This is a genomic window from Aurantiacibacter hainanensis, from assembly GCF_036321025.1.
GTDB lineage: Bacteria > Pseudomonadota > Alphaproteobacteria > Sphingomonadales > Sphingomonadaceae > Alteraurantiacibacter > Alteraurantiacibacter hainanensis.
Genome location: NZ_JAZAPB010000002.1, coordinates 882,039 through 907,026, shown reverse-complemented (window position 1 = coordinate 907,026; position 24,988 = coordinate 882,039). Strand labels below are relative to the sequence as shown.

Here is a 24,988-nt window from a genome sequence, read left to right as displayed (position 1 = left end):
TTCCCCGAGGTTTAGGTTGCTTCAAGCGAAGCGATTGCAGGGCGAAGTCGCCCCCCTTCCGTCCGGTCCCCAACGGCGAAAGCCGCTGCTATCCACGTGGAAGCGCAGCCCGGAATAGAATCCGAGCCCGGTTCGGTATTCCTCCCCCCGTGCTGCGTGGATCGTGCAGAGCCGGGCAATCATGTCGCGGCGCTCGATTTCCTCGTCGGTGGGAACCAGGTCCATGGCGAAAAACATTCGATGCGCGGAACCCGGACGTCCCCCCGAACAACTGTTCAGATCCTCGTTCCTGTAGGCGGAGAGCGCTTCTACGTTGCCTATCGCGGGCAGCACCTCGTCATCCACAAAAGAGAGCGTGTTGACGATGTTCTGCCATTGCTGGACGGGAGCGACCTCGAACCTGTCTGCGCTGCATTCGCGCCACGATGACGAGGTCCGCACCAGTTGCCACAGGGGCAGAACATCCTTCACTTCTCGGTCGAGCAGGAAAGTGCGGAAGGCTCGCACGTTGTCGCGGTTCTGCGCCGACTGCGCGAGCCAGGCGAGATAGTCGGCCTTTGCCTGCCCCGGCGCAGTGCTCTGGGCTGTCGCGGGTGATGCAAGCAAGGCAAACGCGCACCCAGCGCCCACCAGAAGGCGACTTAGTATTCCAGCTGCAGTTTTCCTCGTCAAAACGATCACCCGTTCCCTTATCCGTGAAAGATAGGAACGCACCCGGCCTGTTGAATGGTTTTTCCGATCAATCGCGCGCTGATAGCGTTGGATTGATCTCCAGACGCAAATTCCTGTCGTAGCAAGGCCCAGCGGAAATCCGGGATCGGCAGTCTGTTCTGCCCGTTGGATCAATAAGATAGCGATATTCAAGCGAGTTACACATGAACACCATTCGGACGATCGCCTTGCTGGCGACGGTGGCTCTCATTCCGGGATGCGGGAACGAAAGCTCCGGCAGTGACGGAGCAGCCGCACGGTCGGGCCAGGAAATTGGACATTCCGACAGCGCCGACCTCGTCGATCCGGAGGCGGTGAGCCAGCAGGACCTGCAGCGCATCGTCTCAAGCGATCGTGTGCGACAATTCTATGAAGGCAGGGACTGGGAACCGGCCTGGACCCCCGAGAATGTAGGCGGGCTAGTGCAAACCTTGCGCAATGCCGGTCGACACGGTTTGAAACCTGTCGAATACATCGGCCCGGTGGAGGGGGCAGGCAACCCTGCCGCGCGCGAAGTTGCGCTTACCGCGGCGGCACTCGACCTCGGCGATGCGCTGGGCGACGGAAAGGCTGATCCGACTGAGCTGTTTTCAGTTTACACCATTCCGCGCCCCGAGCTTGATCTGATCGGCGGTCTGAGCGCAGCTGTGGCGGATAACAATGCCGGCGAATGGCTGGAAAGCCTCGCGCCGCCGAATGCCGAGTATCGCGCGCTGTCCGAAGCCTATCTTCGTTATGCGCGCGAGGCAGCCGAGGGCGCTGGCCAGTCCATCGATAGCGGCGATCTGATCCGCGAGGGAGACACCGATCCACGGGTGCCCCAGATCGCGCAGGTCCTCCGTTCCAACGGTTACCTCAAAGGCGGAACCGGTGGGGATGAAAGCAATCTGTACACTCCCGCCATCTCTCAAGCCGTCGAGCGGTTCCAAGGCGACTTCGGTATCGCCCAGGACGGCATAGTGGGCCCCAGCACACTGGAGGTTCTCAATACCGGTGCCGAGGAAAGGTCGCGCATTCTCGCGGTCAACCTCGAGCGGCTGCGCTGGCTCCAGCGCGACCGTCCTGCCACCCGCATCGACGTGAATATCGCTGCTGCGCAACTCGATTATTACCGTGATGGCGAACTGCGCGATCAACGCGTGGTGGTGGTGGGGCAGCCCGGTTGGGAGACGCCACAACTGGGCTCCCCCTTCTACAGGTTCGTTGCCAATCCGACCTGGACTATACCGCGATCAATCCAGGAAGAGGAGATCGCGCCACGCGGTCCCGGCTATTTGCAACGCAACAACATGATCCGACGCAATGGCTGGATCGTGCAGTTGCCCGGCCCCGAAAATGCGCTCGGGATCGTCAAGTTCGATCTGCAGAACGATCACGCAATCTACCTGCACGACACGCCCGCCAAGTCGCTCCTCGACCGGAACCAGCGCCACCTCAGCCATGGTTGCATCAGGGTCGAGAACGCCCCTCAATTTGCCCGGATGATGGCCGAGGATGTCGGCGTGCTGTCGGAATATAGAGAGGCGCAGGAGACCGGCGAGGAGACCTCCGTCGACCTTCCGCGCAACATCCCGGTGCGATTACTTTATCACACCGCTTTCCTCTCTCCCGCGGGCGACATACGGTTCCGCACCGATGCCTATGGCTGGGACGAACGCGTGGCCGAAGCGTTGGGCTACGAGCCCCGCCGATCTCCAACGCTGCAGACGCATATTCAAGATTTAGGCCCCTAAGACCTTAGTTTTCCCCCTTGGCTGCGTTCTGTCATGTTCGCTTTCCCAGCCCAGAAGCAGCCATGAGCGCGGCGCAACGGCCCTCCCATGTGATCCCGCAATTCTCGCGCCGGCACTTCACGAAGGGACGCGGCGCTCAACGACGGACCTGAGCATCGAGCGGAGCGCCTTTTGTGATGGCCGTTCAAGATGAGTATAGGCCGCCCAAGCCGCCAGGCTCGAAACCGCCAAGGTGGCCGGAAACCCGAGCTGGGCAGGCATCAAGCCGTTGATGATTGCAAGTTTGACGAAGGTCAGAACGATCAGGTGGAGCAGATATAACGAATACGAGATCTTGCCGAACCAGCGCAGGATGTGATGCCTGAAAATGACGAGCGGTCCCACGGCGAACACGGTCAGGACAAGCACGAGAAGCGGATAGCCAACGGTGATCGGATCGAGATATTGCGCGGCCATCGGAATACCGAGCTCCCGCCTCACGCCGGGGATCGCGAAAACGGCCGACACAAGTACAATCCACCCCAGGAAGCTGAGAAGCCTGCTTTCTCCGATCGCGGCGAATTCCTCGCGCAGGGACGGATAATGAATTCCCAGCAGGGATCCTGCCAGGAAGATATGGAGCCAGGCGAAGATCGAGGCTTTCAGCCCGACGCCGAAGAAATCCAGGGCGAGATAACCGACTAGCTGAAACGAAAGCAGGGCCGCGGCGATCGTCAGGGATTGCGATCTGATCGCGAAGATCCAGACGATCACGAACAGGAAATAGAAGTGGATCTCGACAGGTATAGTCCACAGCGTGCTACTTCCCCTGATCATCGCGATGTTCTGCACGATCGCCAGAGGGCCGTCGGAATTCAGAAGAACGAAATCGAACGCGTAAAAGCTGATGATGGCGATGAAGACCGTGAAGTAATACAGAGGCAAGACCCGCGTGCCCCGGTTTACCGCATAATCCCAGAGAGCCTTTCCGGTCAGGTCCTTCTGGCCATACAGGTATCCCATCAGGAAACCGCTGAGACCGAAGAAGACTATGACACCCATCTTGCCGAGGCCATTGCCAAGGATCGGGGGCAGGAGGCCATGGTTCGCGCTATGGGATATGACAACCAGCAGAGCGGCAAAGCCCCTCAGTCCGTCAAGTGCAGTCAGATGCGATTTTTCGTGATCCATTGCCGGGACTGCCATTCGCGATAACTGTTATAGTATCAGCAGCTTACCGACTTTTTTTCAACTTGCCTTGTATGTTTCGCCCCTCCTCTGAACCAGTCGCTCCCTCGGGACTGCGGGCCCGCCTTCTAGTTGTCTTCCAGCGCCGAGATTCTCGCCTCGAGCACACGTGCCGCCACTGCCGCTCCGGCCGGGCTGAAATGGCCGTCGGCCGCGAACAGGTCGTTCGGATTCTCGGCATCGGCGAAGGCTTCGGCAAGATCGACGACCTCGATGCCATGCGCCTCGGCAGCGTTCAGGACGTCGTTTCGCAACTCGTCATACAGGAACGACTTGTCGAGCAATCCGCGATACCGGGTTCCCTGCGGAATGTAGACAAGGACGAACCGTCCGCCCCAGCTCTCGGTCAATGCCTTGGCTCGCCCGAGTATCTCCGAGTAGATGGGCTGGTCGTTGGTAATCCTCGGATAGTCGAGGCCCAGCGATCCCCAGACCTGGTTCAACGCCAGGATGTTACGGACGAAAGAGGATCTGGCCACCACGTCTCCCGCGGACGTTTCCTCCGCCCACAGTTCGTCGATGACATTTCCTGCAAGCTCGATCTGCTCTGAGGAAAGGCGGGGCTGGCCGAAATCCGCTCCGGGCGTCAGTGCCTCGGCAAGCCAGGGGGTCGCGGCCTCGCGGCGCAGGTTCTGCCAGTCGTTTCCTTCGAAGAACGCCATCACCACCCAGTCCGGCTGGAATTGCGTGCCGTAGCGGCCGATCAGGGCGTACTCGTACAGCGGCCCTCCGCCGCGCATTCCGATGGCTGCTGTCTGGGGCCGCAGATCGCGCATCTTTCCGCCGAAGGTATCGGGCCTTGGCTGGCAGTGACCTTCGACGAAAGAATCGCCGACGATCATGATCTCCAGCGGAGCGTCGTAAATGCCGTCATCGTTGTTGAAGCCAAAGCGGTCGGCGGTGTAATACAGCAGTTCCCCCTCCTGGGAGCACAGGACGACTTCTTCTCCGGGGATGCCCCCGAGCACGGCCTGCTCAAGCCGATCGACCTCCATCGCGCCCGACAACATCTTGCTGGTGTACATCGGCGGAATGCCGGAATGCCCACGGACGACCTCCTCGCTCTCGCCGGAACCTGTTCCCAGAGTCGAGGCAACACTGAGCATCGCCATTACAAGGCGGGCATTGAGCACGAATTCCACAATCAGGAGCGCGATCAGGACTGCCGTGGCTCCAAGCCCCAAATTCGCGCCCTTGCGAGGGGGGAGAAGCAAAGCGCCGATGACGAAAGCGGCGGCGATGAGCCCTGGCGCCGCGATGTATCGCAGGAAGCGCGGGAGATCGGCTCCGTAAGCCGAAAAGTTCAGCAGGGCATAGGCCAGCACTGCCAGACAATAGGTTGCCGGAATGAGGCACAGCAGCACGGCCAGCGCCCTGCTCGGCGATGGCTTGTCAGCCTCGGTATGCGCACGAGCGGCAGCCGATTCCCCAGTTCGCGGGTTGCGCATCAGTCGAGGGCGAATTCGTTCTGGTAATCGCGCGCAAGGGCGGGATCCTGCTGATCCTTCCGCATCACGCAGTTGCCGACAGCGAGAAAATCGAGCCCGGTGCCCATGAAGCAGTGAAACGCATCTTCTGGGGTACACACGATCGGTTCACCGCGCACGTTGAAGCTCGTGTTGATCAACACGGGACAGTCTGTGCGCTTCTCGAATGCGGACAGGAGTTCCCAATAGCGCGGATTCGTTTCCCGGTGCACCGTCTGGATACGCGCCGAGTAATCGACATGCGTGATCGCGGGGATTTTCGAACGCACGATATTCAGCTTGTCGATGCCGAAAAGGTTATCCTCTTCCTCGGTCATCTTGCGGCGGCGGTCGCCTGCGACGTCGCCGACGATCAGCATGTAGGGGCTGTCCCCGTCGTGCTCGAACCACTCGGACACGCTCTCCCGCTTCACCGAAGGGGCAAAGGGCCTGAAGCTCTCGCGGTACTTCACCTTGAGGTTCAGAGTCTTCTGCATCGTCGGGGAACGCGGATCGCCGAGGATCGATCTTCCGCCCAGGGCGCGCGGACCGAATTCCATGCGGCCCTGCATCCAGCCCACCGCTTTTCCTTCGGTCAACGCGTCCGCAGTCCGCTCGATCATCGCCTTCTCGTCGACGGCATCGAAGCGTGCGCCTGCCGACCGGAGCCGGTCCTCGATGTCCGCCTGTTCGAACGAGGGACCGAGATAGGAGCCGGACATGGTGTCTCGTCCATCCTGTCGAACCGTTCGTGCCTCACCGTGGAACTGGTGCCAGGCGGCCAGCGCAGCTCCCAGCGCGCCCCCGGCATCGCCGGCGGCAGGTTGTATCCAGATGCGATCGAATATGCCGGCGCGAAGCAGCTTGCCATTGGCAACGCAGTTGAGAGCGACGCCTCCCGCGAGACACAGGTTGCGTTCCCCCGTCTCGTCGCGGATCGATCTTGCGAGCCGCAGGACGATCAGTTCGGTAACTGCCTGGATCGACGCGGCCAGATCCATCTCGCGCTGCGTAAGCTGTTCTTCCGGCTTGCGAGGGGCGCCGCCGAACAGGCGATCGAAAGCCGGCGAGGTCATCGTCAGGCCTGTGACGTAGTTGAAGTATTCCTGGTTGAGGAAAAACGTACCGTCCGCGTGCACGTGAATCAGGTTGTCGAGTATCTTGTCGACAAACCGCGGCTGGCCATAGGGCGCGAGCCCCATGACTTTGTATTCGCCCGAGTTGACGCGGAAGCCGGTGTAATACGTGAAGGCGGAATAAAGCAGTCCCAGCGAATGCGGGAAGTGCAGTTCCTTGAGTATCTCCAGCTGGTTCCCCTTGCCGACCCCAAGGGACGTCGTGCACCATTCGCCAACCCCGTCCATCGTCAGGACGGCGGCACTTTCGAACGGGGACGGGAAGAACGCGCTCGCCGCGTGCGACTGGTGATGCTCGGTGAACAGCAAAGAACCGTCCCAGCTCTTCTTTCCGCACAACTTGCCAAGCTCGTCGCGCAGCATCTTCTTCTGGAACAGCTTTTCCTTGATCCAGATCGGGATTGCCATGCGGAAGGACTGGAAGCCTCGAGGCACGGTGGCGAAGTAGGATTCAAGCAGCCGTTCGAATTTCGGAAAAGGCTTCTCGTAAAAGACGACGTGATCGATGTCGTCGAGAGTGCACCCGGCCTGCGCGAGGCAGTACTGGATCGCTTCCCGCGGAAAACGCGGATCGTGCTTTCGCCGGGTGAAGCGTTCCTCCTGGGCCGCGGCGACGATCTCGCCGTCCTCGACAAGCGCGGCGGCGCTGTCGTGATAGAAGGCCGAAATGCCAAGTATCCGCATCGATCCGCTTTCAGAAGATCGTGTAGATGAAGGGGGCGACAGCCGTACCTTGCGTCAGGACGATCAACAGTCCGAAAAGCAGCATGATGGCCAAGATCGGCGCCAGCCAGAGCTTCTTGCGCGCCTTCAGAAATGTCCAGAGTTCTCTAGCAAGTTCCATGTGCGTTCCTCAAAACTGGTTTTCCATGCTTCGGGCATCGGGATCGCTCGGTGTTCGAGAGATCCAGTAGGATTCGTTGGCGGCGGGGCGCTTCATCCTGAGAGCATCCCGGCCGAAAAGCTTCATTCCGAGGCCGATCGGGACGAACAGGAACAGGTAGATCAGCCCCATGATCAGGGGGTTTACGATGCTGGCGAGGAGCAGCCCCAGTTTCGCCCATGCCACATTCAGCAGGTGGAGCGAGGATGGCCACACGATTCCCAGCAGGACGAGCAAGGCACCGGGCACGCCCAGCACGAGCGTGCTCGTGGTGCCGGCCTCGAATGCTAACAGGCGGACGAGCATGATCGCGAGAAGAATACCGCCGACCGTAAGGCCGAAAGCCCTGTCTGACGGGCCCTGGACTTCCTGGTGATCCTCAAACGTATCGTGGGCCGTTTTGGCCATCTCGCCCCTCCCCATCGCTCCGGACGGTCAGTGCCCCCGGATGCGTCATAACCGCTATCGCAAGCTGCAATGGCGCCAAGGTAATGATGATCTCCCAGATGCTTGCGCACAATTGTCTTTATGGAATCCGGAGGGGCTAAGTGGGTGTAACCCTAAAGTATGCCGATGCGCGTGTCCGCCAGGTGTGACAGCCTTAAGTGAAGTCGGCAGGCATGCCCGTCATCGCCTGTCAGCGGGTCGCATCGGGGACGATCCGCGCTGGCTTTGCCGCTGCGGCCCCGCTAACGCCCGCGCGATGCCCAGCCCTTCCCTCCTTGTCCTTGCCACCGGCGGCACCATTGCCGGGGAGGCCGGTTCGGCCACTCGTCGTGACTATCGGCCGGGCCAGATTGATATCGCCACCTTCCTGCAGGATGTGGCCGCGCTGGAACTGCCCGCACGGCTGGAAGGGCGGCAGGTCGCCAACATCGATTCGGCCAATATCGGCCCCGCCATCTGGCGCGACCTGCACCAGGGGATTTCCGCCGCGATCGCCGATCCTGACTGCGACGGCATCATCATCACCCACGGCACCGATACCGCGGAGGAAACTGCCTTCCTTCTCGACCTGACCCTGCCACCCACGAAGCCTGTCATCCTTGTCGGCGCGATGCGCGCGGCGGATGCGGTGGGGAGCGACGGGCTCAGGAACTTCGCCAATGCCGTAAAGGTGGCCGCCCATGCCGAGGCGCCCGGTCGCGGCGTGCTGCTGGTGATGGGAGACCAGGTGCTTTCTGCGCGCGATGCCCGCAAGGCGCGCACCACCGGCTCCAACGCGTTCGAGAGCTTTCCGCGTGGGGCTGCGGCGCTGGCCACGCCCGCTTCGCTCGACTGGCTGCAACCGCAGTGGCGCCTCGGCGAGTCGGCGCGGTGGAACTTCCCCGAGGAATTCCCGCGCGTGCCGATCCTGCATTGCTATGCCGGACAGACCGCCGACAGCGTGACCAGGCTGGTGGAGGACGGCGCCAGAGGCATCGTGCTGGCAGGCCTTGGCGATGGCAACGCGCCCGACGTCGTGCGAAGCGCGCTGGCGGACGCAGCGCGGCAGGGCATCGTGGTGGTCCGCTCCACGCGAGTGGACGAAGGTCTTGTAGATCGCGAACCGGAGGACGATGCCAACGGCTTCGTCGCATCCCGCGCGCTGGGGCCAGCCAAGGCGCGTATCCTGTGCCAGGTGCTGATCGCCAATGGCGTGACCGATCCCGAACGGGTCCAGAACGCCTTCAACAACCGTTAGACCGACTCCCTAGACGAGCGCCTTCGCATCCTGCCCGAGTTCGGCGAAATAGCGCGCCATGCCGTCGGCCGCCTTGTCCGACAGGCGGATGAAGGCGCGACGGCGGTCGGTATCGTCCTCCACCCGTTCGAACAGGCCGGACTCCGTCATCTGACCGATCCAGCGCAGCGCGGTGGTGGGCGGCACGCCCGAGGCGATGCACAGGGACGTGACGGAGACGCGCTGGTGCTCGGTTCGGGCCGCCGTCAGGTCCAGCAGCATGTCCCATGCGGGATCGGCGAACAGTTCGCCGTCGAGGAAGCGCGCCCGCAGCTTGCGCGCGGAAATGATCTTGCGCACCAGGGTAGCGCTGGGAAGCGGGGCGCGGCTCTGGCGGCGGGGCGCCTGCACCGGCTGGCGCTCCATTCCGGACGCGCAGTAGCTATCGACGGGGCTTTCAAACCGGAATGCACTGTCGTCATCGGCCATGGCGTCCTGCGCCCAGCTGCCGCGATCCAGCTTGTCCAGCCGCTCGGCAATCTTGCCCACCTGTTCAGTCAGGCGCAGCAGCGCCAGGCGGTCGGTCTCGGACAGTTCGCGCAGGCGCAGGTTCGGCACCTCGGCCAACATCCGGCCCAGCGCCACCACCCGGTCCGCCCTCGTGGGGTCGACGAGAATTTGGGCGTTCGATTCCGCGCAGGCACCGAACACGTCCTCCAGCCCGGCGACGGAAGTGGAAACGATCAGCCGCGCCCCCGAATGCGCCGCCCGGCTATCCAGCCGCGCCAGCGCCGCCAGCGAAGCGACATCGGGCCGGGGGCAATCGACCAGCACCAGGTCTCCCAGCGCGCGCGCATCTCCCGCCAGCAACTGATCCAGCGTCCCGCTTTCCCGCGTCGCAAAACCGGCCGCGCCGACGTCTTCCGCCAGCAGATCGCGCACGTCCCCGGCATCGGCGAAAATCGAGACGGCGAGCGGCAATCCGGCCGCGTCGGCAGCCATCTCGTAAGCGAAATCGATATCGGCCATCCTTGCGCTCCCCTCGCGAATCGTGATGGGAACACAAGTAGAACAAACAGGGCCTAAGTCAAGAAACCTCGCTTAGGATCAATCGGCAAAGGGATCGCGCACCAGGATCGTGTCCTCGCGTTCCGGACTGGTGGAAACGCTGGCCACCGGACATTCGATCAGTTCCTCGATGCGGCGGATGTACTTGATCGCCTGTGCGGGAAGCTCTGCCCAGCTGCGCGCGCCCACGGTGGTGCCTTCCCAGCCCTCGAACTCCTCGTAGATCGGTTCGACGGCGGCTTGTTCGGCGGCGTGGGCGGGCAGGTAGTCGAGCACCTTGTCGCCCAGCCGGTAACCGGTGCAGATGCGGATCGTCTCGAACCCGTCGAGAACGTCGATCTTGGTCAGCGCGATCCCGGTAACGCCCGAGAGCGCGCAGGTCTGACGCACGAGCACGGCATCAAACCAGCCGCAGCGACGCTTGCGCGAGGTGACGGTGCCGAATTCGTGGCCGCGTTCGCCCAGCTTGCGGCCGACCTCGTCCTCCAGTTCGGTGGGAAAGGGGCCGCTGCCCACGCGGGTGGTATAGGCCTTCACGATACCCAGCACGAAGCCCGCCGCATTCGGGCCAAGCCCGCTGCCGCTCGCCACGGTGCCGCTGACGGTGTTGGAGCTGGTGACGAAGGGATAGGTGCCGTGATCCACGTCCAGCAGCACGCCCTGCGCGCCTTCGAACAGGATCTTCGCGCCCGACTTGCGCACTTCGTTAAGGCGCTTCCACACCGGCTGGGCGAACTGCAGCACGAAAGGCGCGATCTCGCGCAGTTCGGCCAGCAGTTTCTCGCGGTCGACGCCGCCCTGCCCGAAACCGGCGCGCAGCGCATCGTGGTGCGCGCACAGTCGATCGAGCTGCGGTTCCAGCGAATCGAGATGCGCCAGGTCGCACACGCGGATGGCGCGGCGGCCCACCTTGTCCTCATAAGCAGGGCCGATGCCGCGCCCGGTGGTGCCGATCTTGCCCTTGCCCGCCGCCGTCTCGCGCAGGCCATCAAGGTCACGGTGGAGCGGCAGGATCAGCGGGCAGTTGTCGGCAATGCCGAAGTTCTCCGGCGTAATGGCAACGCCCTGCCCTTCCAGCTTGGCGATCTCGTCACGCAGGGCCCACGGGTCCAGCACCACGCCGTTGCCGATCAGGCTGAGCGTTCCGGTGACAATGCCGCTGGGCAGCAGCGAGAGCTTGTAGGTCTGATCGCCCACCACCAGCGTGTGGCCTGCGTTGTGCCCGCCCTGGAAACGCACCACGGCATCGGCACGGGCGGCCAGCCAGTCCACGATCTTGCCCTTGCCTTCATCGCCCCACTGGGCGCCGATCACGGTGACGTTGGCCAATGCGGTAGATCCTTTTAACGAAAAGCCCGCCGCGCCCTAGGCAAAGCGGGGCGAAAGGGCAACTGGCGAGGTTGACGAAGTTGACCTCGTGACGATTGCCGAAAACCGCCTATTCCTCAACAAATACAGAAGATTGCACTTCCTTTGCGAAGTCGACGCATTCACGCGAGGGGAAGAATTATCCGGCCTTTCCATCCACTCGCACTGCCTCCAGCGCTCTCCTGCAGGACAGTCGCGGGTCGTGACGAAAGTCCATGTGCGAATGACGGAAAGATCGGCGCGCGACCTCGTTGGGAAAGCAAAGGAGACTTGCATGACCGACTATCCCACCCTCACCCTGAACGACGACCGGCAGATTCCGCAGCTGGGCTTCGGCACTTTCAAGCTGGATGACGGCGAGGCGACCAAGGCCGTGAGCACCGCGCTGGATGTCGGCTATTGGCTGGTGGACACCGCCGCTGTCTACGAGAACGAAAGCGGCGTCGGCAAAGGCATCGGCGACTGGAGCGACATCTTCCTACAGACCAAGATCTGGAACGATCGGCAGGGCTACGACGAAACACTCGAAGCGATGGACAAGAGCCTGCAGCGGCTAGGACGCGAGCACGTGGACATGCTGCTGATCCACTGGCCGTGCCCGGACGAGGGCAAGTTCGTGGACACCTGGAAGGCCTTCATCGAACTGCGCGACGCGGGAAAGGCGAAGTCGATCGGCGTATCCAATTTCCGCGAGGATGACCTGAAGCGCGTGGTGGATGAAACGGGCGTGGTGCCCGCGCTCAACCAGATCGAACTGCACCCCTCTTTCCAGCAGCGCGAATTGCGCAAGGTGCACGAGGAGATGGGCATCGTGACCCAAAGCTGGTCACCCCTGGGCCAGGGCGAGGGCATTGAAGCCGGCCCCGTCCAGCGCATTGCCGAGGAAACCGGCAAGCCCGCCTCTGCGGTAATCCTCGCCTGGCATCTGCAACATGGCCTCGCGCCGATACCCAAGGCGAGCAGCCGCGATCATATCGAGGCGAACTTTGCCGCGCTTTCGCTGACTCTGTCGGACCAGCAGATGGACGCCATCGATGCGCTCGACAGCGCCAAGGGGCGGATGGGGCCAGACCCCTCGGAGTTTTGCTGAAAACCTGAGCCCCGGCGGCAACGGGCCTAGGCGGGGCGGAGGGACTAGAGCGCCTTCGCCTCGCCATTTTCCAGGGTGTGCGAACAGCCCAGTGCGCGCGGATCGTCTCCCTTGTCCAGAGCGGCGACGGTCCGCCACCCCTGTCCGCGCAGTTCCGCTGCCGCGGCAAGATCGTGATCCAGCGGCAGGAACAGCTTGTCGCCCAGCTGCTCGTCGGCCTTCACCGATTCCACCAGTTCTTCCGGGTAAAGGGAAAAGCCCGTGGCAGGCTCCTCGCTGCCGCCGATGCAGTAGGTGCCGCCCCGGCCAAGTTCGCCGCGCACCCCTTCGGCATAGAGGGTGAAACCGAACCAGCTCTGGTATTCGAAACCGTGCCGCTCGCTGGGGTCCAGCGTCAGGCGCGCGCGCTGGCCGATGCGGCTGGCGATCTGGCGCAGGCCGTCGATACGGGACTCGAGAACGCCGGTGCTGTCCAGCGCTGCCAGCTTGTCCGCCGCTTCGGGGAACGGGCCGGTCGCGTGGATCAGCGGCAGGTAGGCCTCACCGCCCGCTTCCACCAGTCCGCCCGCATCCTTGGTATCCAGCTCGCGGCGCACGCGCGCACGCTGATCGGGGGTAAGCGGCAGGGGGCCGTCGGCCAGGGTATCGACCAGGTCGGGGAGCGTGAAATCGACCGAGATGCCTGTCGCGCCCGACGCCTCCAGCGCGGCGATGGCCAGTTCCACGATCTCGCCCGCGGCGGCCACGGTATCGCGGCCGATCAGCTCGGCGCCGATCTGCAGGTTCTCGCGGCGCGGCTCCAGCTTGCTGCCGGTGATGCGGGCGACCTGACCGGCATAGCACAGCCGCAGCGGGCGCGGCGCGTCCGCCAGGCCGGTGGCGGCGATGCGGCCGACCTGCACCGTCATGTCGCTGCGCAGCGCAAGGGTGCGCAGGCTTGCCGGATCGACGAAGCGGAACAGGTGGCGCGTCATCACCCCGTCCATGCGGCGACCCATCGAGCGTTCGAACTCGATCAGCGGCGGGCGCACGCGGTCGTAACCGTGCGCGCCCATCACTTCCAGCATCGCGCGTTCGATACGGGTGGCCGCCGCCGCGCTTTGCGGCAGGCGGTCTTCCAGCCCCTCGGGCAACAGGTCCTGCGTCGGATCGGTCATGCGCGAGGCCCTAGTCCGAAAGGCGTCAGAACGAAAGCGCCCTGACCACCTTCACGCCGTCCAGCTTGCAGGCCTTGTCGATCACTTCCTGCGGGATCGGCTGATCGACGCTGAGCAGGATGATCGCCTCGGAGCCGCTGTCGCGCCGACCCAGGTGGAAGGTGCCGATGTTGATGTCGTATTCGCCCATCAGCGCGCCGACGCGGCCGATGAAGCCGGGTGCGTCCTGATTGACGATGTAGAGCATCTCGCCGGCAAGCTCGGCCTCGATACCGATGCCGAAGATTTCCACCAGCCGGGGATCGGAGTTGCCGAACAGCGTGCCAGCGACCGAGCGATTGCCCTGGCTCGTTGCCACGGTAACGCGCACCAGCGTCTGGAAGGTGCCCTCGCGCTCGTTGCGGATCTCGCGCACCTCGATCCCGCGTTCCTTCGCCATGAAGGGCGCGTTGACCATGTTCACGCTTTGCGAATAGCGCTTCATCAGGCCGGCCAGCACCGCGCCGACGATGGGCTTCTGGTTCAGTTCGGCCGCGTGACCTTCGGTCTCGATGCTGATCTTGGGCAGTTCGCCGTGGGCCAGCTGGCCAACCAGCGAACCGAGGTTTTCCGCCAACGCCATGTAGGGCTTCAGCTTCGGCGCTTCCTCGGCGGACAGGCTGGGCATGTTGAGCGCGTTGGTGACGCCTCCGTCGACCAGGTAGTCGCTCATCTGCTCCGCCACCTGCAGCGCCACGTTCACCTGCGCTTCGGTGGTGGATGCGCCCAGGTGCGGGGTGCAGATGAAGTTGGGCGCGTCGAACAGCGGGTTGTCCTTCGCCGGTTCCTCCAGGAACACGTCGAGCGCGGCGCCTGCCACGTGGCCGCTTTCCAGCATGTCCTTCAGCGCGACCTCGTCGATCAGGCCGCCGCGCGCGCAGTTGATGATGCGCACGCCGGACTTGGCCGCTTCCAGCCGCTCGCGCGAGAGGATGTTGCGCGTCTCGTCGGTCAGCGGGGTGTGCAGGGTGATGAAGTCGGCCCTTTCCAGAAGCTTGCCGAGGTCCACCTTCTCCACGCCCAGTTCAACCGCGCGTTCGGGGGTCAGGAAGGGATCGTAGGCGATCACCTTCATGCGCAGGCCCAGAGCGCGGCTGGCGACGATGGCACCGATGTTGCCCGCGCCGATCAGGCCCAGCACCTTGCCGGTGACTTCCACGCCCATGAAACCGCTCTTGGGCCATTCGCCCGCCTTTGTGCGGGTGTTGGCCTCGGGAATCTGGCGGGCCAGCGCCATCATGAGGGCGATGGCGTGTTCGGCGGTGGTGATCGAGTTGCCGAAAGGCGTGTTCATCACCACCACGCCGCGTGCGGAGGCGGCGGCGATATCCACGTTGTCCACGCCGATGCCGGCGCGGCCGATCACCTTCAGGTTGGTGGCAGCCTCGAGGATATCGGCAGTCACCTTGGTGGACGAGCGGATGGCGAGGCCATCGTATTCGCCGATGATTTCCTTCAGTTCTTCCGGCGTCTTGCCGGTGATCACGTCGACGTCGCAGCCACGCTCGCGGAAGATGCGGGCGGCGTTTTCGTCCATCTTGTCGGAAATGAGGACTTTGGGCTTGGTCATGTGTTGCACTCCGTCATCCCGGACGGACCGGGACCTTTGGCCGCATCGGGCCAGTCATGGGGAAAGCGGTCCCGGACCTGGCGTCCGGGACTTCGCCAATTCAGAGGCTGCCGGCCTTGAGCTCTTCGTAGGCCCATTCGATCCACGGCAGCAGGCGCTTGATGTCCTCGCTCTCCAGAGAGCCGCCGCACCAGATGCGCAGGCCCGGAGGGGCATCGCGGTAGCCGTTGAAGTCGTAGCCGATGTCCATCTCTTCGAGTTTCGAAGCGATCTTCTTCGGCACGGCGGCGGCATCCTCGGCTGAAAGGCCGTCGATGTAGTCGCCCTGGAATACCATGCACACGCCGGTGTTGGTCTGCTTGGCCGGATCGCTCACCATGTTGCGCAGCCAGGGCGTCGCTTCAATCCAGTCCTTGACGATCCTGGCGTTGGCATTGGCGCGCTCGATCATCGCCTTGCGGCCGCCGATCGACTTGGCCCATTCCAGCGCCCAGATGTAATCCTCTGTCGCCAGCATGGAGGGGGTGTTGATCGTGGCCCCTTCGAAGATGGAGCGGTTCAGCTTGTCGCCCTTCTTCAGGCGGAACAGCTTGGGAAGCGGCCACGGGGGATCGTAGCTCTCGATCCGCTCCACCGCCTTGGGCGAGAGGATCAGCATGCCGTGCTGGGCTTCGGAGCCCATCACCTTCTGCCAGGAATAGGTCGTGGCATCGAGTTTCGGCCAGTCCATTTCCTGCGCGAAGATGGCACTGGTGGCGTCGTTGATCGCCAGCCCTTCCCTGCCCGGTGCCAGCCAGTCGGTGTTCGGGATCCTGGCACCCGAGGTCGTGCCGTTCCAGGTGAAGACCACGTCGTTTTCCTGCGGCACCTGCGACAGGTCGGGGATCTCGCCATAGTCGGCGTCCAGCACCTGCAGGTCCTTCAGCTTCAGCTGCTTGACCGCATCCTGGATCCACACGTTGCCGAAGCTCTCCCATGCGGCCACCGTCGCGGGTCGCGCGCCCAGCATGGTCCACATGGCGCATTCCAGCGCGCCGGTATCGGAACCGGGCATGATGCCGACGAGATAGTCGTCGGGGATGCCGAGCAGTTCCTTCGAAAGGTCGATGGCGTACTTCAGCCGGCCCTTGGCATATTTGGAGCGGTGCGAGCGGCCCAGGCTCTTGGTGCTCAGCTTGTCGAGCGACCAGCCGGGAGGCTTGCAGGTGGGTCCGGATGAAAAGAAAGGGCGCTCCGGACGGAGCGTCGGTTGTGCAGTCATGTATTCTCTCCTTGCAGAGAGCTCGCGCGGCGTTGGGACCGCGTGGCCCGGAGCGCGAACTAGAGATTGCCCGGCCCGAGTCAAACGAAATTGCGGTTTCTCGTGTAACCGGTGGGGTGGATGCCGTGCATCCGAGGGGTTGCCGGCATTGCCGTATTCACCGGGTGTTAGGTATAAGCATTTACGCTCATCGATGATGGAGACCGCGATGAAACGGACAGTCGTTCTGGCGCTGGCGACGCTGGGCCTATCCGCCTGTTCGCTCGTGCCTCAGGGGTCGGGCGACGACTACGGCTCCACCAACCGCTCCGACACCACCGCCCGGTCCGCCACGGTGAACGCGCCGCCTCCCCTTGCCCGCGATGCGACAGAGCGCCAGTGCCTTTCGGAACTGGGCGCGGCGGGGGCGTCGTTCGATGCCCTGCCCGATCGTTACCTGGGCCAGGGGTGCAGCAACCTCAACACCGTGCAGATGCATGCCCTGGCGCGCGACGATGGCCGGCTGGACGTTCGCAACCTCGGGCCGGTCACCTGCCCGGTCAGCGCCGCCTTTGCCGCCTGGGCCCGCTTCGGCGTCGACCGCGCGGCGCAGCAGGTGTTCGGATCGCCGCTGGCCAGCATCCAGACCATGGGCAGCTTTTCCTGCCGGAACGTTGCCGGCACCTCGCGCCGATCCGCCCACGCCAGCGCCGATGCCATCGACATCGGCGGCTTCGTGCTGGCCGATGGACGACGGATCAGCGTGAAGGACGGCTGGCGCGGAAGCGCGCAGGAGCGGGAGTTCCTGCGCATCGTCCAGCGCAGCGCGTGCCGCCGCTTCGACACGGTGCTGGGGCCGGACTACAATTCCGACCACAGCGACCATTTGCACGTGGAAGGCGTGATCAAGGGCAATTCCTACTGCCGGTAGCACCCTGGCGCTTCAAACCCCTCGATCGACCATGCCGGAAGCCGCCGCTCGCCCGGTAGAGGCGGTGCCGGTGCGGGTCGCTTCGGGCTTTTCTGGCCCGCTCCGCTTTCCCCTGCCTGCGCCGTCTGGAAAGGCCGCTTCCAGTCTCAGCCGCACCGCGTCCGCCGCGTGGCTGGCGCCGAGCTTGTCCATCATGTTGGCGCGGTGAATTTCCACCGTCCGCGGGCTGATCTTGAGGTTGCGGGCGATGGCCTTGTTCGAACACCCTTCCGCCAGCCAGTCGAGCACCTCGCGCTCCCGTTTCGACAGGGCACCGATGCGCAGGCGCGCCTCGATCAGGCGGCGACGCGCTTCTGCGTGCTGTCCGGCATCGGTTTCGAGATGGGCGATCATGCGTTCAAGCTCTCCCTCCGACAGCGGAAGGGTCACGAAGTCGAGCGCTCCGGCCTGGATCGCCGCAACGACTTCGTCGACTCCGGGATCGGTCTTGGCGGCGACCAGCGGCGTCCAGATGCCGCCCCTGGCAAGTTCGTCGAGCAAGGCGGAGACACCGTTTTCCAGCACGTCCTCGCTGGCGATGATGACCCCCGAGCGCGGTGGCCTGTCGATCAGCTCCACGAGGTCGGAATAGACTTCCGCATGGTGCCCCATGTCCATGACGAGGCGGGATTGCTGGGCGCGCGAGCGGCTGTTTCCGCCCACGATGTGGATAGAAATACGCTGTTCCATGGACCAGCTTCTGCGCAGGAATCCCGCATGGAACCAATCCGTAGTACTTCGGAATCCCACCTATAACGGATTGATGTATCGTGAAATGTCCGCCCGCGCGCCGCGTGGTTAACATCCATTTACGATGTTTCTCCGGGGCCGTTGCCGCAATGCGGGCAATTCCCGACCCTCCGGCCCTGCCCCTATCCGCGCAAACGGCTAGGTAGTTTCCCCCTGGTAGAAGCTGTAATCGGGCAGCGAGTGGAAAGCGGCGCGCAGCGCCTCGCTCCAGCTGTCGCTGATTGCGTTGAAATAGGAGTCGGTGCTTTCGATGCGCCGCTCGTGCTTGGCCGCGAAGCCATCGCGCTCGATCACCATCAGATCCAGCGGCAGGCCGACCGAGAGATTAGCCTTGAGGGTGGAATCGAAGCTGACCATCAGCAGCTTCACCGCGTCCTCGAAACTCATCTGCCGGTCATATCCGCGAAGGATGATCGGTCGACCGTACTTGGTCTCGCCGATCTGGAAGAAGGGGGTGTCGAAACTGGCCTCGATGAAGTTGCCTTCGGGGTAGATCATGAACAGGCGGGGTTCCATGCCCTTGATCTGCCCGGCCAGGATGATGGAGGCCGTGAAGCGTCCCTTGCCGCGCTGGGCGTTATCGTCCTGCGTTTCGGCGATCACCTCGCGCAGCAGCTTGCCCGTCTCACTGGCCACCTGGAACATGGTCTGCAGTTCCATCAGCGAATTCTGCCGTTCCGACGGTGCCTTCGTCCGCTCCTCCAGCCGGCTGATCACCGCCTGCGTCGTGGCAAGGTTGCCCGCCGTCATCAGGGTGATGATCCGCTCTCCCGGAACGGTCCAGTGAAACATCTTGCGGAACACGGATATATTGTCGACGCCCGAATTGGTCCGGGTATCGCTCATCAGAACGAGGCCCTTGTCGAGCACCATTCCCACGCAATAGGTCATTGTTGTTGTTGCTCTTCCGTTTGCTGTTCGACGGCCAGATCGACCGACAGGTCTTCCGTTACCGCACCATAGCTGATTCCGGTAACAGGGGCGGCATCGCGATAATCGCGCCCGGTTGCAACGCGCACGTAGCGCGGATCGGGACTGATGCCGTTCGAGATGTCGAAACCGACCCAGCCGAGACCCTGCACGTAGGCTTCCGCCCAGGCGTGCGTCGCCTCCTGCTCGATACGGTCGTTCATCATCAGGTATCCGCTGACGTAGCGCGCCGGTATGTCAAGCGAACGCGCGGCGGCGATGAAGATATGCGCGTGGTCCTGGCAGACGCCCATGCCTTCCTCCACCGCTTCTTCGCCGGTGGTGGCGACGCCGGTGCTGCCGGTGCCGTACTCCACGTTGTCGCGGATCACGTTGGAAAGGTTGTGCAACGTTTCCACCATGCCCTCCTCGCTGCGTTCCACGTCGGCGATCAGCGCCTTGATCCGGGGGCCCGGGCGGGTGAGCTCGGTCTGGCTGAGAAAGGCCCACAGCGGCAGGTGCCCGGCGTGCTGGCCGATGACTCCCGCGTGGTCCTGCGTATCAACCCTGCCGGTGCACGACACGACCACTTCCGTCGCGCCCTCGTCCACCGATACCAGCGTGACGTGGTTGAAGTTCTGGTCGTCGTAGGTCAGCTGCTCGCGCGCGCCCTGGAATTCCATGTTCCATTCCAGGATTTTCTGGCCCTGCGTTTCCTTCGGCGTCAACCGCAGGCGCTGGATCCCGTGCGCCACGGGACTGGCGAAGCGGTAACGGGTGGTATGGCGGATCGAAAGGCGCATGGTTTTTTCCCGTCAGGAGACGAAGCGATAATCCTCGGCCACGGCACCGGCCAGCGCCTGGTTGCCGGCGATGAACTCGAGCAGGAACTGGTGCAGCCCCTGGTCGAAGATGTCTTCCACCGTTTTGCCGCTCAGTTGCAGATCGGCCTCGCGCATGGCGGCGTGGCAGGTGCCTTCCTCGCCGTGTATCTGAGCAAGGTCCGACAGGTTGGTACGCATCGCGGAATAGCAGAAAACCAGGCTGCGGGGAAAGCGGCCGTCCAGGATCAGGAAATCGGCGATGGAGCGGGCGTCCATGCGCCCGGCGTTGAGCCACCGGTAGGCGCGCTCCGCCGACAGCGAACGCAGCACGTTGTCCCACTGCCCGGTGTCAAGCGGAGTGCCGACGTAGGACAGCGAGGGCAGCAGCAGGTAATACTTCACGTCGAGGATGCGGGCGGTGTTGTCGGCCCGCTCGAGGAACGTGCCCAGGCGCGAGAAGCTGTAGGTCTCGTTGCGCAGCATCGAGCCGTGCGAGGCACCGCGTGCCAGTGTGCTCTCGCGGCGGATGGCAGCCAGCGACATGTTGAGGTTGGAATTGCGAACCGGGCGCGCCAGCAGGTCGCGCAGGGTCATCCAACCCTCGTTCACCGCTTCCCACACCTCGCCCGTGATTGCCGAGCGGCAGGCGCGGGCGTTGGTTCGCGCGCGCTCCACCATCGACAGCACGCTTTCGGAATTGTGCTTGGATCGCAGAACGAAGTCGCAGACGTGGGCGCCTTCGTAATCGTCGAAGTGCTCCTCGTAAGGCTTGCGCAGGCCCAGGGTGGTCAGGATCGATTTCCATTCCTGGTCGGCCATGTCCTGACCGCGGGTCAGTGCCATGCGCTGCCCGGCGGCGAGCAGGCGCGCGGTGTTCTCCGCACGCTCAAGATAGCGGTACATCCAGAAGATGCCGTGGGCGACGCGTCCCAGCATTACGAGGTTTCTCCGCTGTGCATCAGTCCTCCAGCACCCAGCTGTCCTTGGTTCCGCCACCCTGGCTGGAATTGACCACCAGCGATCCCTTCTTCAGCGCAACGCGCGTCAGGCCGCCGGGCGTGATGTCCACGCCATCGGGCGAGCAAAGCACGAAGGGCCGCAGGTCCACGTGGCGGGGGGCAAGCCCCTTCTTGGTGAAGATCGGGCAGGTCGACAGCGACAGCGTGGGCTGCGCGATGTAGTTATCCGGCCTCGCTTCAAGCTTGGCGCGAAACTCGGCGATTTCCTTTTTCGAGGCGGCCGGCCCGATCAGCATGCCGTATCCGCCCGAGCCGTGGACTTCCTTCACCACCAGCTCCGCCAGGTTGTCGAGCACGTATTTCAGCGCGTCCGGATCGGCGCAGCGGAAGGTTTCCACGTTGGGCAGCAGGGGTTGCTCCCCGGTGTAGAATTCCACGATCTCCGGCATGAAGGAATAGATCGCCTTGTCGTCCGCCACCCCGGTGCCGGGGGCGTTGGCGATGGTGATGTTGCCCGCGCGGTAGACGTCCATGATACCCGGCACGCCCAGCACGCTGTCGCGGTTGAACGTCAACGGATCGAGGAAATCGTCGTCCACCCGGCGGTAGAGCACGTCGACAGGGCGAAAGCCGACGGTGGTACGCATCTGCACCTTGCCGTTCACCACGCGAAGGTCGCTGCCCTCCACCAGCTCGGCGCCCATCTGGTCGGCCAGAAAGGCGTGTTCGTAGTAGGCGGAATTGTAGATGCCCGGCGTGAGCACGGCGATGCTGGGATTGCCATCCACTCCCTCGGGAGCGCAGGCGGCAAGACTCTTGGCCAGGCGACGCGGATAATCGGAAACGTCGCAGACCTTCACCTTGCTGAACAGCTCGGGGAACATGGCCATCATCGTCTCGCGGTTCTCCAGCATGTAGGAGACGCCGCTGGGCGTGCGGGCATTGTCTTCCAGCACCATGAACTCGTCCGGCCCGGTACGGACCAGGTCGATGCCGACGATGTGGGTGTAGACCCCGCCGGGCGGCGTGAAACCGACCATTTCCGCAAGCCAGGCGGCATTGTCGCGGAACAGGCGTTCGGGCAGGCGACCGGACCGGATGATTTCCTGCCGGTGGTAGAGATCGTGCATGAACGCGTTCAGTGCCCGTACGCGCTGCTCGATCCCGCGTGCCAGCCGACGCCATTCGCCGCCGGAAATGATGCGCGGCACCATGTCGAAGGGGATCAGACGCTCTTCCGCGTCATCCTCTCCATAGACGTTGAAGGTGATGCCCGTCTTGCGGAAGAAGCTCTCGGCCTCGAACGCCTTGCGGCGCATCCAGCCGTCGTCCTGCTGCTCCAGCCATTCGTTGTAGCCGCTGTAGGCCTCTCGCACCGAACCGTCGGGCTGGTGCATTTCGTCGAACTTGTCCGTGTCGGACGCGGTCACATGGGTCCCCTCGCTTGTGCCGGAATCAGCAGCCTTCGCAATCGCAGCATGCGCGAAAGCTGGCCAGTAATCAAAGCCTGATTACCGCTTGAGTTCCTGATCAAGCGCGATGATGACCTCGCTGGAGTTGCAAAAACCCATGTGCGTGCAACGCAACGCCACCGTGCGATCGCGCTCGCCGGGCAGGCCGCAGGCGCTGCGGCGCGAGATTGCTCCGTCGCGCGGACTCCAGAAGGCGACCGTTTCCATCGGCGGCTTTTCGGCCGTGTTCGCCTTTATCGGCGGCTGTTCCACATGGTGCCCGGCGGTGAACTGGTAGATGCGCCACATGTTGTTGGAATAGGGAGTGTGACTGAAGGGCGTGCCCATCGTCACGACCTTGGCCACGCAATGCGGATGCAGCTTGGCCACTTCGCGCGCGAAGATGCCGCCCAGGCTCCAGCCCACCAGCACCACCCTCTGCCCATAGCGCTCGCGCACCGAACACACGCGGTTTGCAAGTTGCTCGAAGTTCTCGGGCGTCGGTCCGTAGTTGTAACCCAGGCCCCAGCGCTTCACCGTGTGGCCGGCGCGCTCCAGTTCCTTGGCCATGTACTTCATGCGCCAGGGATGGGTGGCGAAGCCCGGCAGCAGGATCACGACCTTGGGATTTTCCGCCTTCTCGATAGGGATCGGCGGCTTGAAGAGCCGGAATGCCGGCGCGAACAACTGGCCGAATTCCGCGAAGAACAGGCGCAACGGTGGAGCATGGGCATCGGGCGGCGGTTCTCCGCGCAGCAATTCCAGCCGGCGGCGCACCGAATAGATCGCGCCGCGAACGGCATCCAGGATGCGCCCGGAGAACGGCGAGAAGAGGGATCCGACGGATGACATTGCGCTCACTGTAACAATTCCGACTTGTTACACAATGAACGCGGCAGGCCGCTCAGGTTCCCGGCTCGCCCTCGCCCCCGGTTTGCGGACATTCGCCGAACCGCTGCGTTTCCACAGCCAGCGTGAATTGCAGCTCGCCGCCCGGCAGGGCGGCAGAGCGCTGCACGACTCTCGTTTCGAGCCGCGACGACTGCCTGCCCGCCTCGCCCCGCAGCGCAACGTCGGATGTCGTCCCCCCGTCCGCTTCGCAGCGCATCGAGGCGTCCAGCCTATCCTCGCTCGTCTCGAAGCGGGAGAACGTGCAATTCCCGTCCTTCATCGCCTCGATCAAGGGAAGGAAACCGCGCACGGCCTCGCGTCGCGACAGGCAGCGCTGCGCCTCCTGCGGTTCCGCGAAACCGAGTTGCGCACGGACGCGCGCGGCCTCCTGCTCGCTGGCACCCGGCATTTCGAAAGCGCCCAGGCTGGTGGTGGTTCGGTATAGCCCCGGCTCGGGCGTCACCAGGCGTTCGGCCCGCGTCAGGATTTCCGCCTCGTCGAGCGGCTGCTCCGGCCCTGCCGAACAGGCCGCGAGTGCCAGCACGGATACCACACACGAAATCAAACGTTTCGACAGGAGCATTTCACCGCTCCTATCGAGTGCGGATATCAGCCGCAATCGCCGGTGCGCTGGGTCTCCACGGTCATCACGACATTGGCGTCACCCATGCCGGGGATCGGCTGGGTGAAGGTCATCTCGAGGTCGGAATAGGTCTCTCCGGCGGTGCCGGTCATCACGATGCGACCCTGCGGCCCCTCTTCCGCCTCGCATGTCATGGAGAGATCGAGCGCATCGCCTTCGGCAGTTAGCGAGGAGATCGTGCAGCTGTTGTCGGTCATCGCGGAAATCCACGATTCACGGTCCATCGCGTCGGTCACGCAGAAGCTGGTCTGCTCCTGCGCGCCCTCGGCGAAAGCGGCTTCGAGCGCGGCCATGTCGCGCACCTGGCCTTCCACCATGTCGAAAGAGACAAGGTCGTAGGAGGCGCTGTATTCGCCTGGCTGCGGCATCACGCCGTTGTCGCGGAAGTCCGCCATCACCTCGTCCATCGACAGGGCTTCGTCGGAGAGATCCTCGTCCGAATTGTTGCAAGCGGCCAGCGCCAGGCCGACGGCCAGTGGCAGGCAATGGATCAGGCGCATGGTTTTCCCCTGTATTCGATGGCGGCCATGCCGCCGGAAATGCGGGCACGGATACCAAGCGGCCAGGGGCCTGCCAATTGCGGGAGGGCGAGCGCAAGAGGCCCGTCCCATTTCGGGTCGGGCCGCAAGCGCACGGGTTAGCCGGCCTGTTCGGCGCAGTCGCCGATGCGTTCGGACGTGGTGCGCATGACCATGCGCACGCTCTGCCCCTCCATCGCGCTATCCATGTCCATGCTGACGGTCATGTCCTGCGAGGTTTCGCTGATGGTGCCGGCAAAGCCCATGGTGCCGGTGGAGCCGGAGCCGTCGTCGCAGCTCATCGTGGCGTTTAGCGAATTGCCCGACACGGTGAACTCGGTGAATTCGCACTCGTCGGAGCCTTGCTGAAGGTTCTCGAGAAATTCGCGATAGCCGCTGTCCGCTTCTTCCTGCGTCATGCAGAAGGTGCGTTCCTGCGTGGCGCTCGTTTCCATGAAGCCGCGCAGCATCTGCATCTCCTCTTCCGATGCGCCGGGCATCTGGAATTCCACCAGTTCGCCGCTGGTGCGGTATTCGCCCGCCTGCGGCTTGGGCAGGTCGCGCGTCGCGGCCTCGATCTGGGCGGGATCGGACGGGTCCTCGACCGTGCCGGAATCGCCGCAGGCGACAAGGGCGAGGCCCGCGATCAGCGGGGCGGTATGGATCAGGCGCATGCGGAATTCCTTCGCTGGCGGGGGCTCGCAGCCTCCCGTTGGGTTCAG

General features: G+C 63.7%; 24 protein-coding genes. 4 read left to right on the top strand and 20 right to left on the bottom strand.

Going from position 1 to position 24,988, the window contains the following annotated elements:
- Positions 1-21 precede the first annotated feature (21 nt).
- Positions 22-864, bottom strand: coding sequence for a hypothetical protein (locus tag AAA989_RS11670; protein ID WP_338243753.1), 843 nt, complete (start codon positions 862-864; stop codon positions 22-24).
- Between the two features lie 11 nt (positions 865-875).
- Between AAA989_RS11670 and AAA989_RS11665 the strand changes: the two genes are divergently transcribed.
- Complete coding sequence (locus AAA989_RS11665) at positions 876-2,444, top strand: L,D-transpeptidase family protein (protein ID WP_338243751.1); 1,569 nt, start codon at positions 876-878, stop codon at positions 2,442-2,444.
- Positions 2,445-2,561: 117 nt separating this feature from the next.
- Here the strand turns inward: AAA989_RS11665 and AAA989_RS11660 are convergent, their stop codons facing one another.
- From AAA989_RS11660 to AAA989_RS11640, 5 genes are all read right to left on the bottom strand, one after another.
- Positions 2,562-3,614: an acyltransferase family protein gene (locus AAA989_RS11660; protein WP_338243749.1), complete on the bottom strand. Its 1,053-nt coding sequence runs from the start codon at positions 3,612-3,614 to the stop codon at positions 2,562-2,564.
- A 125-nt stretch (positions 3,615-3,739) separates the two neighbouring features.
- Positions 3,740-5,119: an SGNH/GDSL hydrolase family protein gene (locus AAA989_RS11655; protein ID WP_338243747.1), complete on the bottom strand. Its 1,380-nt coding sequence runs from the start codon at positions 5,117-5,119 to the stop codon at positions 3,740-3,742.
- The gene (locus tag AAA989_RS11650) at positions 5,119-6,957 is read right to left on the bottom strand and encodes a carbamoyltransferase family protein (RefSeq protein WP_338243745.1); all 1,839 of its coding nucleotides are present in this window, start codon (positions 6,955-6,957) and stop codon (positions 5,119-5,121) included. The genes AAA989_RS11655 and AAA989_RS11650 overlap by 1 nt, the downstream gene beginning before the upstream one ends.
- Positions 6,958-6,967: 10 nt before the next feature.
- A complete protein-coding gene (locus AAA989_RS11645; RefSeq protein ID WP_338243743.1) occupies positions 6,968-7,117 on the bottom strand; it encodes a DUF5989 family protein in 150 nt (49 codons plus the stop codon).
- 9 nt (positions 7,118-7,126) lie between these two features.
- On the bottom strand, positions 7,127-7,564 hold the full coding sequence (locus tag AAA989_RS11640) for an SxtJ family membrane protein (RefSeq protein ID WP_338243741.1): 438 nt from the start codon (positions 7,562-7,564) through the stop codon (positions 7,127-7,129).
- A 295-nt stretch (positions 7,565-7,859) separates the two neighbouring features.
- Between AAA989_RS11640 and AAA989_RS11635 the strand changes: the two genes are divergently transcribed.
- A complete protein-coding gene (locus AAA989_RS11635; RefSeq protein WP_338243739.1) occupies positions 7,860-8,840 on the top strand; it encodes an asparaginase in 981 nt (326 codons plus the stop codon).
- 9 nt (positions 8,841-8,849) lie between these two features.
- Here AAA989_RS11635 and AAA989_RS11630 read toward each other — a convergent pair whose 3' ends face one another.
- Entirely contained in the window at positions 8,850-9,848 is a 999-nt protein-coding gene (locus AAA989_RS11630; protein ID WP_338243737.1) for a winged helix DNA-binding protein, read from the bottom strand.
- Between the two features lie 78 nt (positions 9,849-9,926).
- The gene (locus tag AAA989_RS11625) at positions 9,927-11,216 is read right to left on the bottom strand and encodes an adenylosuccinate synthase (protein WP_338243735.1); all 1,290 of its coding nucleotides are present in this window, start codon (positions 11,214-11,216) and stop codon (positions 9,927-9,929) included.
- Positions 11,217-11,529: 313 nt separating this feature from the next.
- On the opposite strand from AAA989_RS11625, the gene AAA989_RS11620 reads away from it, so the two are divergent.
- Positions 11,530-12,345 carry an aldo/keto reductase gene (locus AAA989_RS11620; protein WP_338243732.1) on the top strand — a complete coding sequence of 272 codons (816 nt, stop codon included), beginning with the start codon at positions 11,530-11,532 and terminating at the stop codon, positions 12,343-12,345.
- Positions 12,346-12,389: 44 nt separating this feature from the next.
- On the opposite strand, the gene AAA989_RS11615 is transcribed toward AAA989_RS11620, so the two are convergent.
- From AAA989_RS11615 to AAA989_RS11605, 3 genes are all read right to left on the bottom strand, one after another.
- Positions 12,390-13,502, bottom strand: a complete 1,113-nt coding sequence (locus tag AAA989_RS11615; protein WP_338243731.1) for an ATP phosphoribosyltransferase regulatory subunit — start codon at positions 13,500-13,502, stop codon at positions 12,390-12,392.
- A gap of 25 nt (positions 13,503-13,527) precedes the next feature.
- Positions 13,528-15,111 carry a phosphoglycerate dehydrogenase gene (serA, locus tag AAA989_RS11610; RefSeq protein ID WP_338243729.1) on the bottom strand — a complete coding sequence of 528 codons (1,584 nt, stop codon included), beginning with the start codon at positions 15,109-15,111 and terminating at the stop codon, positions 13,528-13,530.
- A gap of 100 nt (positions 15,112-15,211) precedes the next feature.
- On the bottom strand, positions 15,212-16,372 hold the full coding sequence (locus AAA989_RS11605) for a phosphoserine transaminase (RefSeq protein ID WP_338243727.1): 1,161 nt from the start codon (positions 16,370-16,372) through the stop codon (positions 15,212-15,214).
- A gap of 208 nt (positions 16,373-16,580) precedes the next feature.
- Between AAA989_RS11605 and AAA989_RS11600 the strand changes: the two genes are divergently transcribed.
- Positions 16,581-17,282, top strand: coding sequence for an extensin family protein (locus AAA989_RS11600; RefSeq protein ID WP_338243725.1), 702 nt, complete (start codon positions 16,581-16,583; stop codon positions 17,280-17,282).
- Positions 17,283-17,294: 12 nt separating this feature from the next.
- On the opposite strand, the gene AAA989_RS11595 is transcribed toward AAA989_RS11600, so the two are convergent.
- The 9 genes from AAA989_RS11595 to AAA989_RS11555 all read right to left on the bottom strand — a co-directional run bounded on the left by AAA989_RS11595 (position 17,295) and on the right by AAA989_RS11555 (position 24,940).
- Complete coding sequence (locus tag AAA989_RS11595) at positions 17,295-18,011, bottom strand: response regulator transcription factor (protein ID WP_338243723.1); 717 nt, start codon at positions 18,009-18,011, stop codon at positions 17,295-17,297.
- 198 nt (positions 18,012-18,209) lie between these two features.
- Positions 18,210-18,962: a proteasome-type protease gene (locus tag AAA989_RS11590; protein WP_338243722.1), complete on the bottom strand. Its 753-nt coding sequence runs from the start codon at positions 18,960-18,962 to the stop codon at positions 18,210-18,212.
- The gene (locus tag AAA989_RS11585; RefSeq protein WP_338243720.1) at positions 18,959-19,783 is read right to left on the bottom strand and encodes a transglutaminase family protein; all 825 of its coding nucleotides are present in this window, start codon (positions 19,781-19,783) and stop codon (positions 18,959-18,961) included. The genes AAA989_RS11590 and AAA989_RS11585 overlap by 4 nt, the downstream gene beginning before the upstream one ends.
- A 12-nt stretch (positions 19,784-19,795) precedes the next feature.
- Complete coding sequence (locus tag AAA989_RS11580) at positions 19,796-20,740, bottom strand: alpha-E domain-containing protein (RefSeq protein WP_338243718.1); 945 nt, start codon at positions 20,738-20,740, stop codon at positions 19,796-19,798.
- A gap of 22 nt (positions 20,741-20,762) precedes the next feature.
- Positions 20,763-22,160, bottom strand: a complete 1,398-nt coding sequence (locus AAA989_RS11575; protein WP_338245517.1) for a circularly permuted type 2 ATP-grasp protein — start codon at positions 22,158-22,160, stop codon at positions 20,763-20,765.
- Positions 22,161-22,274: 114 nt separating this feature from the next.
- Entirely contained in the window at positions 22,275-23,066 is a 792-nt protein-coding gene (locus tag AAA989_RS11570) for an esterase/lipase family protein (RefSeq protein ID WP_338243716.1), read from the bottom strand.
- A gap of 52 nt (positions 23,067-23,118) precedes the next feature.
- On the bottom strand, positions 23,119-23,688 hold the full coding sequence (locus AAA989_RS11565; RefSeq protein ID WP_338243714.1) for a DUF3617 domain-containing protein: 570 nt from the start codon (positions 23,686-23,688) through the stop codon (positions 23,119-23,121).
- Between the two features lie 26 nt (positions 23,689-23,714).
- On the bottom strand, positions 23,715-24,248 hold the full coding sequence (locus AAA989_RS11560; protein ID WP_338243712.1) for a DUF3617 domain-containing protein: 534 nt from the start codon (positions 24,246-24,248) through the stop codon (positions 23,715-23,717).
- Between the two features lie 137 nt (positions 24,249-24,385).
- On the bottom strand, positions 24,386-24,940 hold the full coding sequence (locus tag AAA989_RS11555) for a DUF3617 domain-containing protein (protein ID WP_338243709.1): 555 nt from the start codon (positions 24,938-24,940) through the stop codon (positions 24,386-24,388).
- Between the last annotated feature and the right edge of the window lie 48 nt (positions 24,941-24,988).